The sequence below is a fragment of the Planctomycetota bacterium genome (genome assembly GCA_016235865.1).
GTDB lineage: Bacteria > Planctomycetota > MHYJ01 > JACQXL01 > JACQXL01 > JACRIK01.
Genome location: JACRIK010000029.1, coordinates 32,492 through 52,384, shown reverse-complemented (window position 1 = coordinate 52,384; position 19,893 = coordinate 32,492). Strand labels below are relative to the sequence as shown.

The following is a 19,893-nucleotide window of genomic DNA, read 5'->3' as shown; positions in this document are numbered from 1 at the left end:
GGGATTGTTGCCACCACCCAACCCGCGACTGTTGACCTCTCGGCGATTATTCCGCTCAACACCAAAGCCGTGATTGTCTCCATCGCAGTCATCAATCAGAGCTATGCCAACGGCGGGATGATGGTTTATATCTTTCGGCAGTTGGGAGCGGAATATGCCCTGCAGGTAATGGCGCCGCCGGCTAACGCTCCTGGGGTATCTAACGGGGCATCAGTCCTGATGCCGGTGGCATCTGACCGGACCCTCTTGTGGCAGGCATACGTGTCAGGAAACAACTCCACCGAACTGGTAATCTATATTTTGGGGTATGTGATGTAAAAACCACAGATGACACAGATTACACAGATGGCACGGATTACGCAGATTAAAATCCCCCTCAATCCCCCTTTGGCAAAGGGGGAAGAAGGGGGATTAGAAGAGCGGTTAATCGTCCTATTTTACCAATTGGATGACCTTATCCTTGAGTTCCGGCGGCAGGTTATTGACCATGACCACATTCAGGCCGTTGAGCGCCAGATAATCAGTCTCGCCGGTGTCGTTAACTGACGTGGCAATGTTGCCGTCTTTCTGGACCTGGCCGTTTGATTCCATAGCCAGGACCGAGGCGTCAAAGAATTCCCGGGCGTCCTTGGCCGTGTCCCAGGCGGATTTATGAATGGCAAATCCTTTTTGCGCGCCTTTGTTGCCGACCAGGATAATCTTGTCACCGGCCCAGCCCAGGGCGGCCTCTTCGGCCAGCGGCCCGGATTTTTCATTAGTCAGCAGGCCGAGCAGCAGCCCGAATTCGCCGGCCGTATCCGGCTTGGATGCTTCCCAGCCCGCGCCGAGCGAGGCGGCTACCTCAGGTAAGGCGACCTCGACCGGCTGTTCCTGGGCCAGGTATTTGGCCGGATGGAGCACCTGTTCGGTGGATTTGGGGATATTGGTATACATGGCGTTGACGCCGGCCCAGCCCTTGGCCTCTTTGATGGCCTGGACGAACCGGGCGGCGATGGAGTAACCGAAGGCGCCCTGGCGCGCGGCCGCCTCGCCCCTTTGGCTCCGGTCGTATTTCGGCTCACCGCCCATCATCCGCCATGGCGTGGCTGACGCAATCATCATCTTGGCCATGCTCTCGGGCATGCATTCGATAAAGGTGAGCGTGGCATCGCCTTCTATCAAAGCCAGCAGGGCGTAATTCCCGTCCGTGGTCTTGATGGTTTTTTGCAGTTCACCCATTCCGAATAACTGGTCCTGGAGGGCGTGGAAGGTCTCGTGGATGCGGGTGCCTTTGAACCGGACCGGGTCAAGTCCCTGTTTGAGGTAGAGGGTCTTGTCGGCCCAGCGGTAGAATCCCTGGATGGAGTCGCTCTGGCCGCCGTAGGAGCGGGCGAACATCTCCGGGGTCAGGGTCTGATACTTGGGCATTTCCTTGAATTTCAGCCCGTGCACCTTTTCTATCAGTTCTATGGCCTCTTTCTGGGCCGCGTCGTCCTCAGGCGTATTGGCCAGCGCGGTAATGGGCGGAATCAAATCCAGCACCGCCTTGAATTCCGGCATGTCCTTTAAGAACACCAGGTCCGGGTCGGCTTCAATGAACTCCCGGTTGTCATAGCCGGCCTTGATGGCCTTGGCCAGGTATTCCAGGGCCAGAGTTGTCTCCTTTCCGCCCGAGGCGGGTCCGCCTTTAAGGGACATCAGGGCATAGGTGCAGGCCAAGTTATAATATACCGTGCCTATCTCAGGATTGTCTTCCTTGATTAGCTTGAGCACTTCCTGATATGTTTGCAGGGATTTAGGGTAATCGCCGGACTGGATGGCCTCAACGCCGGCGCGCATCAGTTCGCTGGCTTTAATGGCGTTTTCGTCAACCGCCGGTTTGGCCTTGGCAGCCGGCTTGGATTGTTCTCCGTTCATCGTTGAGCCCATGCGGCCGGACGAGTCGACTTTTACTTGCTCAGTTGGCGGGGTTGGCGCGGCGGCCTTAACCGGTTCCTGAGGCGAACTATTACAGGCCAGAGAAGTGATGATGCCGGCGGTGACCAATGCGCTCAACCAGACTGATTTCTTCATACGTTCCTTCTTTCTATACAAGGATTAAGTCAATTTCAGCACATAATGGTATATATAAAACTTTTGGTCAAGTAAAAGGCGGTTTTATTTGTCTTGGGTCGGCACAAATAGTATATTAGATGGCGATGCGAAAGATATATATTATTTTAATCGTGGTCGGCGCGCTGACGCTGGTCGCGGCCATTGCCTTTGTGGTGATTTTGTCTGTGTCTAAGGGCAAGCCGGGCCAGGCCGTTCCGGCCCAGGCGGCGCCGATAACCAAGACTATTTCGGTCGGCGCCTATTATCACACCTACGATGCCAAGGATTCGCCGTTCTGGCAGAGATACCTGCGTGAGAAACTGAATATCCAGCAGCAGCCGCAGCTGGGCGAATACACCTGCCGCGACGAGGCGGTGATAAAGCAGCACCTGGACTGGGCCAGGGGCGCCGGCATTGATTTCTTCGCCATGAACTGGTTCGGGCCGGGCTCGGCCTCGGACGTGACTATCAAGAACTATTTCAGCGCCTATCTCAAGCGCGCTAAGAGCGATTTTAAGTTCTGCCTGGTTTACCAGACGCCTTATATCCTGACTTTTGAGAAGGGGGTGGTGATTATAGACCATGACAGCTTGAGGTTGCTGCAGAATCACCTGCTCTACGCGGCGGATGAGTATTTCAAGGAGCCGAATTACCTGAAAATCAATAACCGGCCGGTGGTGTTCATATATGTCTCGCACCTGCTGCGGGGCGATTATGAATTGGCCCTAACCAAGACCTGCAACGTGGTTCAGCAGAGGACGGGATTGGATATCTTCCTGGTGGGCGACGAGGTGATTTTCCCGGAAGGCGACAGCCGCCAGACCAGGCCGGACAAAAAGCGGATAGCGGTTTTTGACGCCATCACCGCGCACACGATTGTCGGTCCGACCAGATACGACGGACTGCCGGTCCTGACCGGGTTCTTCAAGGATTTGGACGCGCTATTCCGCAGTTACCAGCAGCTGGCCCGGGAGAGTAACGGGATGTTTATTCCCTGCGCCATGCCCGGATTCAATAACCGCGGGTATAATAAAGAGGCGGATAAGTATTCGATCCTGCCGCGCGAGGCCACGGTGGACAAGGAAAACGAGGGTACGACCTATGCGGTTTATCTTGATATCGCCCGGAAATATGTTGACCCGTCGCTGGGCATGCTGATGATAAATTCGTTCAACGGGTTCTCGGACGATACCCAGATTGAGCCGGTGACGAGTGATTTTATGACCCCGGGCTCGGCGCCGGCAGAGCTGACCGGCGGATACAGGTATTATAATTACCAAGACTTGTATTTGAGGTTGACCAAAGAGGGACTGAAAGAGTAAACACGAATAAGACGAATAAAACGAATCACACGAATTAAATCCCCCCAGGCTTCCCCCCTTTGTCAAAGGGGGGTAAGAGGGGATTTGTAAAGGAGAATAATATGCCAACAGAAGAATTAAATATGGAATCGGTAACGAAAATGAAGGACGCCTATGAGCGCATTAAGGCAGAGATGAAGAAGGCCGTGGTCGGACAGGAGCAGGTGATTGAGGAGATGCTGATTTCCATCTTTTCCAAGGGGCATTGCCTGCTGGTGGGCGTGCCGGGACTGGCCAAGACCCTGATGGTCCGGGCCCTGGCCCAGACGCTGTCGCTGTCATTCAATCGGATACAATTCACGCCGGACCTGATGCCTTCGGATATTACCGGCACGGATGTCATCCAGGACGACCGGACCACCGGCAACCGATGCTTGCAATTCATCCGCGGGCCGGTTTTTGCCAACGTGATTCTGGCCGATGAAATCAACCGGACGCCGCCCAAGACCCAATCAGCGTTGCTGGAGTCGATGCAGGAGCTGCAGGTGACGGCCGGCGGGAATAAATATCATCTGGAACAGCCGTTCTTTGTCCTGGCCACCCAGAATCCCATCGAGCAGGAAGGCACGTATCCGCTGCCCGAGGCGCAGCTGGACCGGTTTATGTTCAGTATCCAGGTGGATTACCCAAAGGATGCAGAGGAGATGAGCATCATGAACCTGGCCCAGTCGCCTTTTGATGTCAAACTGGAAAAGGTGCTGACGAAAGAGGATATCCTGAAACTGCAGTCGACCGTCAAGCAGGTGCCGGTGGCGGATTACATATTGAAATACACCCTGAAATTAGTCCGGCAGACCCGGGTGAATGCGACAAACGGGGACGCCAGCGAGGTGCCGGAATTTATCCGGCAGTGGATATCCTGGGGCGCCGGGCCGCGGGCCAGCCAGTATATCATCACCAGCGCCCAGGCCCGGGCTCTGCTCCAGGGACGTTATTATGTCACCAGCGATGATGTCAAGGCGGTGGCCTATCCGGTCCTGCGGCATCGGATTATCAGGAACTTCGCGGCCGAGGCCGAGGGTATCACTACGGATAAGATTATTGATAAGCTTATCGAGATTACGCCCCTGGCCAAGAATGAGTTGCTGGAAGACAAGTCATTGCCGAAGATATTTAAAGCATAGAGCATAGGGCTTCCCCGAATGCTTTCGGGGTTGCTCTACGCTCTTTGCTCTACGCTTTACTTATGCAAGAATACCTTAAATATTTAGACCCCAAGGTGCTGAACAAGATTAGTCGCCTGGACCTCAAGGCCCGGCTGGTGGTCGAGGGTTACATTGCCGGGATGCACCAGAGTCCGTATAAGGGCGTGAGCGCCGAGTTCGTCACACACCGGGAATATGTGCCGGGCGACGACCTGCGCCACCTGGACTGGAAACTCTTCGGCCGTTCGGACCGGCTCTCGGTCAAGCAATACAAGCAGGAGACCAATCTGGCCTGCTATATCCTCTTTGATGTCTCGGAGTCAATGGCCTACGGTTCGAGCGAGGTGACCAAGCTGGAATACAGCCGTTATATCGCCGCGGCCCTGAGTTATCTGATGATTCAGCAGCAGGATGCGGTCGGGTTGGTGCTGTTTGATTCGGAAATCAGGGAAATCATCGCCCCGCACAGCAACCAGGCGCATCTGAATCTGGTGCTCAACCAACTTTCGATTGTTACACCCCAGAAGAAGACCGATATCAAAAACGTGGCTGATTATATTTCCGAGCGCCTGGACCGCAAGGGCATGGTTATCGTTATCTCAGACCTGCTGGATGAACCGGATAATATTCTGACCGGCCTGAACCGCATCAGGTCGCGGGGCCAGGATGTGATTGTCTTCCATATCCTGGACGATTTTGAGATGAGGTTCCCGTTCAACCGGATGACCCGTTTTGAAGGACTGGAGGAATATTCTGATATAACCTCTGACCCGATTGCTTTAAAGGCCGATTATCTCAAGGTGCTCAACGACTTTACGGACGGCATCAGGCGTGGCTGCCAGGCCAATCGGATTGATTATAACCTGATAACCACGGATCAGAAATTGGATGTGGCTTTAAGCGCCTATCTGGCCCGGAGAACGGCGAAGTAGTTAGATTTTTGGATGAGCTATTAATTTATGCTGAATTTTGTCAATCCGTTATTTGCCTGGCTGGCCCTGGCCGCGGCCATACCGCTGATTATCCACCTGCTGAACCGCCGGCGCTACCAGCAAGTCCGCTGGGCGGCCATGGATTTTCTCTTGAAGGCGCTGCATAAGAACCGGCGTCGGCTCCGGATGGAATCGCTCATCCTGCTGCTCCTGCGCATGCTGATTGTCACCGTTTTGGCCTTTGTCCTGGCTAAGCCGTATCTCAAAGGCAGCGTGCTCTTCAAGGAACCGGATACCCATCTGGTCATTGCCATAGATAATTCCTACAGTATGGGTTACCGGTTGGGCATGTCAAATGCATTTGAAGATGCCAAAAAGGCGGCGGCCGGGTTGATGGGGCAGCTCAAGCCCGAAAAAGGCGACAAGCTTTCCATTATCACCATCTCAGGCCGGCCGGAAATACTTATCAGCGAGTCAGCATACCAGATGGAACAGGCCAGGAGCAAACTGGCTAATCTGGCTCTCTCGGACTATGATACGGATATATCCAAGATGTTTGCCCTGGCCCGGGAGATATTGAACAAATCCACCTCATCCAGGAAGATTATGTATCTGGTAACCGATAACCAGCGGGTGGCCTGGGATAAAATAAATACCCTCAAAGAAAAGGATATTCTGGGCTCGACGCCCGTAAATGTTATTCAGGTCGGGCCGCTCAATCCCGGCAATACCCAGATTAGCCGCGTCTATACCGATAAGACTATTATTACCGCCCGGAAACCGGTTACCTTTTATGCTGAGATAAAGAATTATTCAAACTCTGATGCTCCGCCGGGTGCGCTTCAGGTTAGTTTCTCTATCCAGGGGCAGAGATATGCTTCGTCAACCGCGGAGATACCGGGAAATAATTCGGTGGTAGTTCCCTTTATCCATACATTTAACGAGCCGGGCCAGTATTGGGTAAAGATAGAGCTGGGCTCGGATAACCTGATGCTCGATGACAGCCGGTTGTATCCGGTGGCGGTCAAGGATGGCATAAATACCGTGATAATTAACGGAGAGCCAGGGATTGAGCCGTCCGAGGACGAGATTCTTTTCTTGCGTTATGCCTTAGCGCCGTCTGCCCAGTCAGCTCCTTACGGGACAAGCGGCGATGTCTTTTCCCCGTACCGGATTGATACGGCCACCGCTACCCAGTTTATAAATACTGAGGACATAAAAATCGGGATATATGACCTGATTATCATGGCAAACGTGGAATTCCTGACCCGGGATAAGGCGGAGCAGCTGGAGAATTTCGTCCGTAACGGCGGTGGGCTGATGGTGTTCTTGGGCGACCGGGTAAACCGGGCGGCCTATAATGAATTACTATATAATAATGGGGCCGGGTTGTTGCCTTGCCCGTTAGGCGAGGTCAAGGGCGACCCGGCGCACAATGAAATAGCCAGGTTCGGCGAGATTGATTTAGCCCACCCGGCCTTGGCGTTCTTCTCGTCCATCAAAGAGCGGTTTAATACGCTGGCGGTCTATCAGTATTACGGATTGGTGGAAGAGGGAGTAACGGCAACAGTTTTAGCGCGGCTCAACCGGCCTGATAAACCAACCATCATAGCCGAGAAAACCGTTGGCAAGGGCCGGGTGATGGTTATTGGCACCTCGGCTGATAACGAATGGAACCTGATGCCGGCCCGGCCGATGTATGTGATGCTGGTTGACCAACTGGCCATGTATTTGGCCTCGTTTCGCGACCGGGCGGTGAATCGCAACCTGATTGTCGGCGAGCCGATAGAGATTTCCGCGGAGTCGCCGTCAGCTAACTATACTCTGCGCCTGTCTAAAAATGATTCTATTTCACTGGCGCCGTCGGCGCTCAGTTCCACATCCTCGGTCATACGCTACGACACCCGGGATGCCGGTTTATACACCCTCTCGGGCGGCAGCCAGGGGTTTTTCTTTGCGGTCAATCCGAACCCGGTTGAGGGCGACCTGCGCAAGATAACACTGGAGGAACTGAAGGCATTTATTCCTTCGGTTGAGATATTCCCGGCCGAAGGGCTTGATTTCAGGGACAATGGAGTTTATCCCGTAGGGACAATCGGGCTGCCGCTGAAGGATTCTTCGGACTTATCCACCAGTCAATTGTGGAAGTATTTGCTCTACATCCTGCTGGTTTCGGTGGGTCTGGAGATGCTCCTGGCCTGGCGATTCGGCAGGAGATAAAAAATAAGAAAGTGCTTGATTTCCCGGTAAATCCGGTTATATTACATCCAAGACATCAGTGATTTTGCCCGCTTAGTTTTTATATAACAGAAAGGAATAATATATGACAAACAAGCCATGGTTAAAGGTTATCATATTCAGCGTATTCATTGCCTGTGTTAGCGTGGCGAGTTACGGCGGTTGCGGCGGCAGTAGCGGCTCAAGCGGCAGCAGCGCTCAGCAGGCCTGGTTCACCAAGTCACCCATGCTCACTGCCCGGGCCTTATGCGCCGTCGGCGTGGTCAATAACAAGATATACGCCATCGGCGGCATTAATTCATTCAGCAATCAGGCTGTAAACGAGGAATACGACCCGGTGGCCAACACCTGGACCGCCAAAGCGCCCATACCTATAGCCCGGCGGGCCCTGGCCATCGGCGTGGTCAATAACAAGATATACGCCATCGGAGGATATGACGGCTCGACATACTATGCCACGGTCGACGAATATGACCCGGTCTCCAACACCTGGGCGGCCAAAACGCCTATGCCGGTATCCCGGAGCGCGGTGGCTGTGGCGGTATTCAACAACAAGATATATGTCACCGGCGGAAACGATTTCGGTACGCTTTACCTGCCTATCCTGATATACACTCCGGCCAGCGACACCTGGACTACCGGCGCCTCGATGACTGTCGGCCGGGGCGGACATTGCGCCGGAATGGCCAACAACAAAATATACGCCATGGGCGGAATCACCAGCTTAACCACCTATGAAGACGCCAATGAGATGTACGAACCCGGTTTAAATAGTTGGTTCAATGGGGCGGTTGTGCCGGCTCAAAGGGGGTGTGCCGGACTGGGCGTAATCAATAACAAGATATACTTTATCGGAGGCGAAAACTACAGTTCAGGGCAATATTATTATTACCAGACCAATTATTTCTATGACCCGAATGCCAACCAATGGGCGGTAAAGCAATCGATGCCTACCTTTCGGACCGGACTGTCTGTTGCGGTAGTCAACAACAAGATATATGCCATCGGCGGACTGGATACCGGCGCCAATTACCTAGACATTAACGAGGAATACAACCCGGCGCTGGATTAGTGATAGACTCCAATAAAAAAGCCCCCCGTCCCGATGTTACATCGGGGCGGGGGGCGGACATCTCCGGATGCTTACTCTTAGAATTTTACATTGGCGCCAAAGGACACCATTTTCATTGAATCCTCAGCCGCACCATATGTTGTTGGGTCTGTGAAGAACCCGCCGCTGCTTAAGGTGGCATAACCCAACGTAAACGAAACGCTCGGGTTATACTGCAGGGTGACAACCAAATCAACCTCGGTGCCCAGGGAATCGTCAACACCGGTCATACCCATGGGCTGGTCCGAAAGCGTAAACTGGCCGAACAGGAGTTTTACCTTAAGGTCTTCGGGTGAGCCGTCCTTGTCCAGGTCAACCTTGGTCGCCACGCCGGTTTCCAGCTTAATGGCGGTATAGTTGCTGTCCAAATCCAGGCCGAACACCTCATCTTCCAGTATCATGGTGGATTTGACGTTTTCCAGAGAGATGAAGTTATTGTTCTTGGTGGTGCCGCCGCCTGAAAGGAACCAGTATGATAAATCCACATAGGGTTTTAAGGAATGCTGGACATCATACTTTGCGCCCAGCCGATAAGCCGAGGCGGATTGTTTTACGCCAACCGCGGCATCGCCGGTCTGGTTGTAATATTCGGCATAAGCTCCCAAATTGGGCATCGCGCCGTTGTAATTGACGCCCGCGCCGATAGTCTGGACTTTCAGCCCGTTCTCGGCATTGTTTAACTGGGTCAGCAGGGCATTGATGATTTTCTCATCGCCCAGCTTAAACCAGGCCACAGCGCCGGTGAGCGAGGTCGTATCGTGCAATCCGCCGGTGGGGTTTTTATTTACCGTGCCGGTAAATAGTAAGCCCTGTAAATTGCTGTTCTTGAGCGAGCCGTAATCAAAACGCAGCCCGCCGAATTCGCCGTTAGTCTTGGCGCGGTTCCAAACGGCGCCGTTCGGTTCGGTCAGGGGGCCAGTGGTGCTGGCATAGCCGGTATCCAGGAAGAACGCCCCTTCGCCGTCGCGCAGGGTGGTTTTGAGATTCTGCAAGCCGTAGGTGAAGGTCAGGTCCTGGACGATGAATTTCTCCAATTTAAGCAGCGCCTGTTTTACGGCCGGTTCAACATTAGTGCCGCCGAAGAAATCCATATTGGCGGCAGTGCCGACTCCGGTCTCAAGGCGTCTGTTCTGTAATTGAATCAATCCGGTGATTTTGTCGCCCAAGGCCGCTTCCAGGTTGAGTGTGATAAGGGGTGACCAGAGGGTATCGCCCACCTGGGGGGCGCCGTCCAGAACGCTGTTTACCCCGGCATCCCTGGAGACCATGGGTGTTTCCATCTCGCCAGAGATCTTGATTTGCTTGGCGCCGGTAGCCGATTGGTCTGTCACAACCGGGTTCGCATCAAGCAGGTTGGCAGCCGCAATGACGAATGCCACCGCGACCAGCAGTCCTATTTTCTTCATATCCGCTCCTTTCCTTTTTTTAATATTTTATCCCGGCCGGTGGATAATATCCGCCTGGCAGTGATTATTATTATTATCGGCAGGATATTCAAGAAAAATAAGTAAAATCGTATTTTTCAGTCCGGCGCATACTTTTGCGTGCCGGGTTAAATAATTGCTAATTTAGTTGACTTTGGGAAAACAGGAAATAATAATGGTGGTTCCTGAAAGGTATTGCCCCGGCAAATACTGTCGGGATAACTGCCCGTGAGCGCCATAATTCGTTTTACTCAAACGGGCAGTAAAGAGGAGATCAGATATGAGAACGCCTTTTATTGCCGGCAATTGGAAGATGCATACTAAGTTGGAAGAGGCGATAACCTTAACCGCGGATATCAAGAACGGTTTAAAGGATATGGAAGGCAAGGAGGCGGCGCTCTGTCCGCCTTATGTCTACCTGGCGGCCGTCAAAGATGCCCTGAAGGGTTCGGAGATACGGCTGGGCGCCCAGAACGGATATTTCCAGCCCCAGGGCGCATTTACCGGCGAGGTGGCATTCGCCATGCTCAAGGATATCGGCTGCGAATACGTGATTATCGGGCATTCCGAGCGCCGGCAGATATTCAAGGAGGATAACGATGCCATTAATAAGAAGATTAAGGCGGCCCTGGCCGCGGGTTTAAAGCCCATCTTCTGCGTGGGTGAATTGCTGGAGGAGCGCCAGGAGAACACCACCGAACGGGTCATCCGCCAGCAGGTCGAGGCCGGGCTTGATGAGATTGCCGCGGATAATTTCCCGAATATCATTGTGGCCTACGAGCCGGTCTGGGCCATCGGCACCGGCAAAAACGCCACGCCGGAACAGGCCCAGGAGGTGCATTTATTTATCCGCAAGCTCCTGGCGCACCTGAGTAGCGAGACCATTGCCCGGGAGATACGGATTATCTACGGCGGCAGCGTCAAACCGGATAATATCGGATTATTAGCGGCCCAAGAGGATATTGACGGCGCCCTGGTGGGCGGCGCCTCGCTTACGGCCGAGTCGTTTATTAAGATTGTGAATGGGGTAAAGAAAGGATAAATATAGGTATGGGTATACTGATAGTACTTTTAACCGTGTTATTTGTAATCGTGAGCGTTCTGCTCATTGTGATAATACTGCTCCAGCCGCATTATAGCGAGAGCGGGCTGGCCGGCGCCTTCGGCGGCGGCGGCGGAATGGATTCATTCCTGGGCGTCAAAGCCATTTCAGTGGCCACCAGAGTCACTGTGGTCCTGGCCGTGATATTCCTGCTTCTGGCTATTATTCTGGCCCAAATGCCGCGGACTTCTATAAGCCGGGGCTTAATCAGCAATGAAAAAGAGGCTCCACCGGCTAAAGAGGTGGCAACCTCCCAGGTGACACCGACTGCAACTGCGCCGGTGGCTGTTCCTCAGACGCCCGTCACGGCTAATCCGCCGCAGCCGGTTAATCCACCCGCACCGGTAACTCCTCCGGCGCCGCCTAAACCGCCGGAAGCACCGGCACCGGCTCCGGTTTCTCCGACGGGAAGATGAGCAGGCGCTGGGCATCCGGCGTTATGAAAGACGTTGATAAGTGAACACAGATAATTATATAAAATTATTCGAGAAACTGCAGGCAGTCAGGAAGGGGCATTTTATCCTGACCTCGGGCAACCACAGCGACACCTATGTCCAGTGCGCCCGGATTCTGGAAGACCCCAAAGTGACCGCCAAGCTGGCTAGGGAGTTGATTAAACCCTGGAAGAACAAGGGCATAGACATCGTGGTCGGCCCGGCCCTGGGCGGTATCATTCTTTCCTATGAATTAGCCCGAGCGCTTTCCCGAATGAATTCGGGATGGCAAAGGAAGGGTATTGGTTTGCGCCACAAGGCCCAGGCCATGTATCTGGAGCGGGTCGAGGGAAAATTGGCTTTGCGCCGGGGATTTAACGTGCCTGATGGAAGCCAGGTCATCGTAGCCGAGGATGTCATTACCACCGGCGGCTCGGTCAAGGAGGTGGTCGATGTCATAACCCAGCAGGGCGCCAAGGTGCTTGGTATTATCTCGCTGGTGGACCGCCGTCCCGAGAAAGGCAAGGAAATCTTCGGCATAAGATATAATTCCATCATCCAGGTTAACCCGCCGATATACCGGCCGGATAACTGCCCGCTCTGCAAGCAGGGCATACCGGCTGAAAAACCCGGCTCAAGAGGATTAAAGTAAATGAAGAGCATGACCGGATACGGCGAGGCCCGGGGCCGGATTGCCCCCAATCGGCTTAATATCAGGGTCGAGGTCCGCTCGGTCAATAACCGGTTCCTGAATCTCAAGATGAACCTGCCTGAACTGCTGAGCGGCTATGAAAGCGATATCGAAGAGATTGCCCGCCAGTATCTCAAGCGGGGCGCGATTAATCTTTTTATCAAGGTATTCTCCGACCGGACCCCGCGATTGATAATCAACCGGGCCATCATCAAGCATTATCACCAGGAGTTAAAACTGCTCCAGAAAACCCTGGGGTTAAAGGATGATATTCCGCTTAACACCCTGATTAACCTGCCCGGCGTCCTGGAGCCGGTGGTCAAGACCGATTACATCACCAATAAGGAATGGTCGTATATAGTTAAGGTAATCAGGCAGGCGCTGGGCAACCTGGTCAAGATGCGGCAGCGGGAAGGCGACCGCCTGGCCAAGACGCTCCAGAAAGACCTGAACCGGATGGGCGATTCCCTGAATAAGATAGAAAAGTTTGTGCCGTCTATCCGGGCGGATTATGAGGCGTCTTTCAGGAAGAGGTTGCAGGACGTGCTGGACAAATACACCCTGAACAAGGATTTTTCAGGCCATTCCAACCCTGATAATGGGGCCAAGCCAAAGAACCGAAATAATGACCTCAGCAGCCTGGAGCGCAATATCGCGGTTGAGGTGGCGCTCTTTGCCCAGAAGTCGGATATCAACGAGGAGATAAAAAGATTGTCTTCGCATATAACTGAGTTTACTGCCACCTTAAAACAGAATAACGAGGTGGGTAAGAAACTCGACTTCATCACCCAGGAGATGCTCAGGGAGATTAACACCATCGGCAGCAAGTCCGCCAATACTACCATAACCTATGCGGTGATTTCGCTTAAGAGCGAACTGGAGAAAATCAAGGAACAGGTGCAGAATATTGAATAACCACCTACACCTATGCATAGGTGTGGGGGTATACCCTAAGGAATGGAAAGTTCGCAAGGGAGAGATACTATTTTACGCCAGATTTTAGTTGTTTCCGGCCCGTCCGGCGTGGGCAAGACCACCCTGTGCGAACACCTCTTACGCCTGGAGCGGCGGCTGAAACCCTGTATTACCGCCACCACGCGCCAGCCCCGGCCCGGCGAAAAGGACGGACGGGATTATCACTTCCTTACTGTTAAGGGATTTACCGGCGGCATAAGAAATAAGAAATTTGTTGAATATACCCGGCTTTTTGGTAATTATTATGGAACGCCGGTTGCGTCGCTCAACGGCGTCTTCAGGCAGGGCAGATATCCGCTGTTGCGGGTTGATGTCCGGGGCGCCAGGGCGTTAAAACGAAAGGGATTTAAGGGCGTCTATATCTTTATCCTGCCGCCGGATGCCCGGACCTTGAAACAGCGGCTGATTAAACGGCAGAGCCGGGAGACATTAGCGGAGATAAATAAGCGCCTCAAGCGGGCCAGGGCTGAGATGCGCTATGCCCGCGATTACGATTTCCACGTTATTAACGACCGCATTGCCCGGGCTGTCGGAGAGATGCGGCAGATAGTGAAAAAGAATTTATACTAAATGTAACCCGCCTCCGCCCTTATGGGTTACGGCGAGGTCTAAGAGTCCCGCTTCAGGCGGGACCCTAAGAAAGCGAGATAATAAATATGGTAAACAGCTTGGAGAAGAAGATAGAATTGGCAGCCGATAAACTGGGCGGCCGGCTGAAATTAACCGCTATCCTCATCCATCGCATTAGGGACCTTAGGCAGGCCGGCTTAAAGCAGGACAAGGCGTTTTATGCCCTGATGGAACCGATGTTGGATGAGATCCTGGATGACCGGTTAACGGTGGCGGGCGAGGAGACCAAGACAAAAAAGAAATAATATATGGTCACCAAGAACCAGTTTAAAGGCAAGGAAATCGGCATCGGCGTCACCGGCAGCATTGCCGCCTACAAGACGGCCGAGCTGGTTTCCTACCTAAGCCAGCAGGGCGCAAATATCACGGTGGTTATGACCGCCGGGGCCGCGAAATTCGTCACGCCCCTGACATTCCAGACCCTGTCGCACCATAAGGTTATTACGGATTTATTTACTGAGGATTATGAATTCGACCCACAGCACATTGCCCTGGCGGAGAAACTCTCGGCGCTGCTGATTGCGCCGGCCAGCGGGAATATCATCGGCAAGATTGCCTCGGGCATTGCGGACGATGCCCTGACCACCTTGGTTATGTCGGTCAAGGCGTCTAAGGTTATCATTGCCCCGGCCATGAATGAACGAATGTACCTTAATCCGATTGTCCAGAACAACATCAAGCGCCTAAAAGAACAGGGCTATCATTTCATAGACCCGGCCAAGGGTCATCTGGTTTGCGGCTCAGGTATCGGCCGGTTGGCTGACTTTGACACTATCATAAAATATCTGGGTTCGCTTATTAAATAATCCAGTTAAAGGAGCAAACAGTACCAGGTATTTATTTTACCTGTCTACTGTGTACTGCCTACTGTCTACTTATGGCGAATATTCTCATTACAGCCGGGCCGACCTACGAATACATCGACCGGGTTCGCTATCTGGCTAACCTGTCCTCAGGCAAGATGGGCTATGAACTGGCCCGGGCCGCTAAAGGCAAGGGTCATCAGGTCACTCTCATCTCAGGCCCGACCGGGCTAAAAGCCCCGTCCGGAGTTCGTATTATAAAGATAACCTCGGCCCATCAGATGTATCAGGCCGTGATGAAGGCATACGCCAAGACCGATGCGGTCATAATGGCCGCGGCGGTCAGTGACTACACCCCGGTCCATTGTTTCAAGGGCAAGTTAAAGAAGACCTCTAAGACCTTTAATCTTAAACTCATTCCGACTGTGGATATCCTCAGGAAATTAGGGCGGAAAAAGGGAAAAAGGGTTCTCATCGGCTTTGCCCTGGAGACAGATAATGGTAAGCGTAACGCCCTGAAGAAACTAAGGGCCAAGAATCTTGATTATGTGGTCCTGAACTCTCCGGATGCCTTTGGCAGTGACAGGTCCACGGTTGAAATGTATAGTAGACAGGGCTTGGTCAAGCGGTTTAACAATACCTCCAAGAAGCAAATCAGCGGGTTTATAATTAAATTGGTCAGTGTCAGTTAAACACTGGAGTATTTTTCAGATTCCACTTGACAAGTCAGGAATAACGTTTATATTAATATATAGATTGAAAGCATCTGTGAGATGAGCATCAGCGTTTTAGTTGCTAATAAATTATAAGGAGATAATATTATGATTAACAAGATTATCCTTGGGACTGCACTGGCTGCTCTCATCCTGATGGTCAGCGCGCTGGCTGCCCCGGCTGATGCGATTACCGTGACCTATCCGGCCGGCAGCGAGTCGCTCAAGGTCGGCGCCAGCGAGCCCATTACCTGGACCAGCGAAGGCGCTATCGCCACGGTCAACATAGAATATTCCAAGGATGATTTTGTCAGCGATATAAATGCCATTACCACCTGCGATAATACCAATGGTTATGCCTGGACCATCCCAAATGACATCACCCCGGACTTCAGCGTCAAGGTCAGGGTCTCCTCGTTCGACACCCCATCAATATCAAGCACCTCAGCGGCATTCAAAATCAGGGCCGATATCAATGTGCTTGCCCCGGACGGCGGCGAAAGATGGGTCACCAACAGAACCGAGACCATCAGTTGGGCTATCACCGGCACGGTCCCCACAGTCGGAATATATTATTCTACGGATAACTTCGTCAGCGACAACCAATTGGTCATCACCACCTCAAACACCGGCTCTTATAACTGGACTATTCCGGACCGGGGTGGCCTAAAGGCCAACAGTAAGGTCAGAATCTGCGACAGCCGGGATTTAGCCGCCTACGGCCAGAGCCCTAATCCATTCTCTATTGATTATTATTACATTACTTTCAATGTCCTGGATACGGTGACTAACGAACATATGAAAACAATGACATATCAGGATCCGACCCGCGGTTTGACCATATATCCGGTTAGTTCTCCGAAAACTATTGGTTATCCTTATAATACTAATCATAACTCCATATTTACCAAGATGGGGTATCTGGATACCGGCGTGGACAACTGGGATGCTAACGCTGATAGGACATTCACCATTAAGATGGAAGGGTCTGTGGTTCACAACTGGCAGATACCGGTTACCTTTAACTATGAACCGTCTGATAATAGTCTGACTGCTACCGGCTGGTTTACGAGGGACGGGTTGGTAATGCCGGTCTTGGACCCGGAAGGTAACCCGCTCCTGACCAATCTGCGTATTGACATCTACGACCAATACGATAACCTTGTCAGGACGCTTGAATCAAATATTCCGAGTGTTGATGGTGTTTTTACTATCACCTGGACCAATACCACGCTGGTAGCCAATAAAACCTATTGGGCGAAAAGCGAAGTAACATATGCTACCACCCCTTACCGAAGCGCCTCGACATTTGAGATTGAATTGGACGCAGGCGGAACCACGCATACCTGGGAGGTCAAGGGAAATATCAATTATAACATCGTCTCAAACCGGCTGGAAACCACCAGTTGGCTGACCTATGACGGGATGATTATCGCCGCGCCGGACAGCGTCACTATCACCATCACTGACTTTGCGGACAGCGACCTCAGAACCATGACTTCCTCAACCCCGGATACCTGGGGGGTTTTCAGGACCACCTGGGATAATCCCAATCTTGATGACTACCAGACCTACACGGCCTATATTGAGATAACCTATTCCACGACAACCTATCGGGGCATTATCGCCTTTGACCTTAACCAGGAAGGCGCCTTGGCCGGCTCCAGCGGCGGCGCTCACGACAGCCGCGGGGTCTGCGGCTATCTGGGCATAGAACCGTTCCTGTTTATCCTGTTGCTTATGGGATTACGTCGCGCGAGTCTCCGGCTACTGCAATAACCAGTATCCATCCCTGAAGGGGGTCGCTTAGCCCATTTCCATACCTATATCGGTATCTACCTATAATTTATGGGGATGTCCTTATAACTTGTGGCGCCTTGGCGCCATAACCCGTAGAGACGTCTTTTTAACCCGTATGGATACCCCTAAAACAGGCCATTTTGGGCTATTTTCTCTTCCGTAAACCATTATAAATCAATCCCTTATAGCGGGAGGGGGGAGGTACCCCCCGGGTAGTATCTACCTACTCCCGGTCTATGCAGTATCCTCTCCCGGCCTATGTAGTATCCCCTCCCGGTCCATGTAGTATCCCCTCCCGGTCCATGTAGTATCCTCTCCCGGTCTATGTAGTATCCTCTCCCGGTCTATGTAGTATCCTCTCCCGGTCCATGTAGTATCCTCTCCCGGTCTATGCAGTACCCACTCCCGGCCTATATAGTATCCCCTCCCGGTCTGGTAAGTAAATACTCCGCCCCTCTTATGAACATACCACTCCCAATGCGAGAAATTATACTAATTTGCCACTAAGGCACTAAGACACGAAGAATATAAAGAATTAGCGTCTGGATTCCTGCTTTCGCAGGAATGACCCCTTTGTGTTCTTTTGGCGCCATTAGGGCGCCATGGCGCTTCGGCGCCAGTGGCAATAACTTATTTCTTTTCCTTGACCTTTATCTGATAGAGATATATTATTGTTTTATGAAATGGACCAATAGTTTTATACCAACAGTCAAGGAAGACCCGGCCGATGCCGAGAGCATCAGCCACAAGCTGATGATGCGGGCCGGCTTAATCCGCAAACTGGCCGCCGGCACCTATAATTATCTGCCTCTGGGCATGAGAATCCTTAATAAGGTTATTAATATAGTGCGCCAGGAGATGGACCGGGCTGGGGCTTTGGAAGTGTTGCTACCGGCTCTGCATCCGCCTGAACCCTGGGAACAGACCGGACGGCTAAAGGATTTCGGCGATAACATGTTCAAGGTGATAGACCGGACCGGGAAACTGAATGTGCTTGGGCCGACCCACGAAGAGATTATCACCTCGCTCGTTGCCAATGAGGTTTCATCTTACCGGCAACTGCCGGTGACCTTATACCAGATTCAGACCAAGTTCCGGGATGAACTCCGGCCCAGGTTCGGGATTATCCGGAGCAAGGAATTCCTGATGATGGACGCCTACAGCTTTCATACGGATACGGCGTCTTTGGACCAGAGTTATAAGAAGATGTATGACGCCTATTGCCGCATCTTTGACCGGTGTAAACTTCCGTATAAGATAATCGAGGCCGACCCGGGCCTGATGGGCGGGAGCGGCTCGCATGAATTCACCTGCCCGTCTCCGGCCGGCGAAGACCTGTTCGTGACCTGCACCCAGTGCAGTTATAGCTCTAATCCGGATTTGGCGACGATACAACCCCCTAAATCCCCCTTTAATAAGGGGGAATTCAAGGCGCTTAAGGAAGTGGCCACCCCAGGCAAGTCAACTATCGAGGCGCTGGCCGGGTTCCTCAATGCCAAGCCCGAACAGATGGTCAAGACCATGATTTGCAATACCTCCAAAGGACCGGTGGCGGCGCTGGTGAGGGGCGATTATGAACTGAACCTGTCCAAGCTGGCCAAACTGCTTAATTCACCGGTGATGGAACCCGAAGGGACCGCGTCCTGCGAACTGGCTGATGACAAGACCATAGCCAAGGTAACCAACGGCCCGGTGGGGTTTTCCGGCCCGGTGGGCTTAAAGAATATCACCATCATTGCTGATTATTCCGTAGTCGGGCTGATGGATTTCATTACCGGCGCCAATAAGTTGGATGCGCATCTTTTGAATACCAATATCAACCGCGATTTCAAGATAGACCAGTCCGCGGATATCCGGATGATTACGGATAAGGATGTCTGTCCGGGTTGCGGCAAGCCGGGGTTGAAGATATTGAACGGGATTGAACTGGGGCATATCTTTAAGTTAGGCACCAAGTATTCCCAGGCGCTTAATGCCCAGTTCCTGGACGAAAAAGGAGTGCGGCATCCGATGATTATGGGTTGTTACGGCATCGGCGTCAACCGCATCATTGCCGCGGCTATCGAGAATTCATTTGACCAGAACGGGATTATCTGGGCCGAGGCCCTGGCGCCGTATCAGGTGCTGATTATTTCTATTAACCCGGCTGATGAGGAGATATTCCAGGCGTCAAAGGATATCTATGACGGGCTGACCAACCGGGGCACCGAGGTGCTCTGGGACGACCGCGAGGTATCGCCGGGCATCAAATTCAAGGATGCGGATCTGCTGGGTATCCCGCTGATAGTTACCATCGGTAAGGGTTTGAAAGAGAAGAAGGTGGACCTGAAAACCCGGGCCAGCGGGAAGAAGGAAAGCGTGGAGCTGGATAAGGCGGTGGCATTCATCGCAGAGCGTTTAGTCCCGCTCCTGGCGGGATAAACTCCGAGCGTGAAGCGTATAATAATATGTTTAGAATAAG

General features: G+C 52.6%; 18 protein-coding genes. 16 read left to right on the top strand and 2 right to left on the bottom strand.

Annotated elements, in window-relative coordinates; translation table 11 throughout:
• Positions 1–318, top strand: a 318-nt coding sequence (locus tag HZA49_09545; protein ID MBI5779682.1) for a hypothetical protein, incomplete at its 5' end; no start/stop codon positions are given.
• A gap of 114 nt (positions 319–432) precedes the next feature.
• Here the strand turns inward: HZA49_09545 and HZA49_09540 are convergent.
• On the bottom strand, positions 433–2,052 hold the full coding sequence (locus tag HZA49_09540) for a hypothetical protein (GenBank protein ID MBI5779681.1): 1,620 nt from the start codon (positions 2,050–2,052) through the stop codon (positions 433–435).
• Between the two features lie 125 nt (positions 2,053–2,177).
• Between HZA49_09540 and HZA49_09535 the strand changes: the two genes are divergently transcribed.
• From HZA49_09535 to HZA49_09515, 5 genes are all read left to right on the top strand, one after another.
• Positions 2,178–3,395: a glycoside hydrolase family 99-like domain-containing protein gene (locus HZA49_09535; protein ID MBI5779680.1), complete on the top strand. Its 1,218-nt coding sequence runs from the start codon at positions 2,178–2,180 to the stop codon at positions 3,393–3,395.
• Positions 3,396–3,496: 101 nt separating this feature from the next.
• A complete protein-coding gene (locus HZA49_09530) occupies positions 3,497–4,558 on the top strand; it encodes a MoxR family ATPase (GenBank protein MBI5779679.1) in 1,062 nt (353 codons plus the stop codon).
• 62 nt (positions 4,559–4,620) lie between these two features.
• Entirely contained in the window at positions 4,621–5,511 is an 891-nt protein-coding gene (locus HZA49_09525; GenBank protein ID MBI5779678.1) for a DUF58 domain-containing protein, read from the top strand.
• Between the two features lie 27 nt (positions 5,512–5,538).
• A complete protein-coding gene (locus HZA49_09520; GenBank protein MBI5779677.1) occupies positions 5,539–7,731 on the top strand; it encodes a BatA domain-containing protein in 2,193 nt (730 codons plus the stop codon).
• A 103-nt stretch (positions 7,732–7,834) separates the two neighbouring features.
• A complete protein-coding gene (locus tag HZA49_09515; GenBank protein MBI5779676.1) occupies positions 7,835–8,821 on the top strand; it encodes a hypothetical protein in 987 nt (328 codons plus the stop codon).
• Between the two features lie 77 nt (positions 8,822–8,898).
• On the opposite strand, the gene HZA49_09510 is transcribed toward HZA49_09515, so the two are convergent.
• Entirely contained in the window at positions 8,899–10,266 is a 1,368-nt protein-coding gene (locus HZA49_09510) for a hypothetical protein (GenBank protein MBI5779675.1), read from the bottom strand.
• 298 nt (positions 10,267–10,564) lie between these two features.
• Between HZA49_09510 and HZA49_09505 the strand changes: the two genes are divergently transcribed.
• The 10 genes from HZA49_09505 to HZA49_09460 all read left to right on the top strand — a co-directional run bounded on the left by HZA49_09505 (position 10,565) and on the right by HZA49_09460 (position 19,853).
• Positions 10,565–11,326: a triose-phosphate isomerase gene (locus tag HZA49_09505; GenBank protein ID MBI5779674.1), complete on the top strand. Its 762-nt coding sequence runs from the start codon at positions 10,565–10,567 to the stop codon at positions 11,324–11,326.
• A gap of 8 nt (positions 11,327–11,334) precedes the next feature.
• Positions 11,335–11,802, top strand: coding sequence for a preprotein translocase subunit SecG (secG, locus tag HZA49_09500; protein ID MBI5779673.1), 468 nt, complete (start codon positions 11,335–11,337; stop codon positions 11,800–11,802).
• Between the two features lie 40 nt (positions 11,803–11,842).
• Positions 11,843–12,472 (top strand): orotate phosphoribosyltransferase, encoded by a 630-nt coding sequence (locus HZA49_09495; protein MBI5779672.1) that lies wholly within the window; start codon positions 11,843–11,845, stop codon positions 12,470–12,472.
• A complete protein-coding gene (locus HZA49_09490) occupies positions 12,473–13,426 on the top strand; it encodes a YicC family protein (GenBank protein MBI5779671.1) in 954 nt (317 codons plus the stop codon).
• 42 nt (positions 13,427–13,468) lie between these two features.
• Positions 13,469–14,056, top strand: a complete 588-nt coding sequence (gene gmk, locus HZA49_09485; GenBank protein ID MBI5779670.1) for a guanylate kinase — start codon at positions 13,469–13,471, stop codon at positions 14,054–14,056.
• Between the two features lie 86 nt (positions 14,057–14,142).
• On the top strand, positions 14,143–14,361 hold the full coding sequence (locus HZA49_09480) for a hypothetical protein (protein ID MBI5779669.1): 219 nt from the start codon (positions 14,143–14,145) through the stop codon (positions 14,359–14,361).
• Between the two features lie 3 nt (positions 14,362–14,364).
• On the top strand, positions 14,365–14,922 hold the full coding sequence (locus HZA49_09475) for a hypothetical protein (protein ID MBI5779668.1): 558 nt from the start codon (positions 14,365–14,367) through the stop codon (positions 14,920–14,922).
• A 71-nt stretch (positions 14,923–14,993) separates the two neighbouring features.
• A complete protein-coding gene (locus HZA49_09470) occupies positions 14,994–15,611 on the top strand; it encodes a phosphopantothenoylcysteine decarboxylase (protein ID MBI5779667.1) in 618 nt (205 codons plus the stop codon).
• A gap of 129 nt (positions 15,612–15,740) precedes the next feature.
• A complete protein-coding gene (locus tag HZA49_09465; GenBank protein MBI5779666.1) occupies positions 15,741–17,411 on the top strand; it encodes a hypothetical protein in 1,671 nt (556 codons plus the stop codon).
• Between the two features lie 699 nt (positions 17,412–18,110).
• A complete protein-coding gene (locus tag HZA49_09460; protein MBI5779665.1) occupies positions 18,111–19,853 on the top strand; it encodes a proline--tRNA ligase in 1,743 nt (580 codons plus the stop codon).
• Positions 19,854–19,893: the final 40 nt, after the last annotated feature.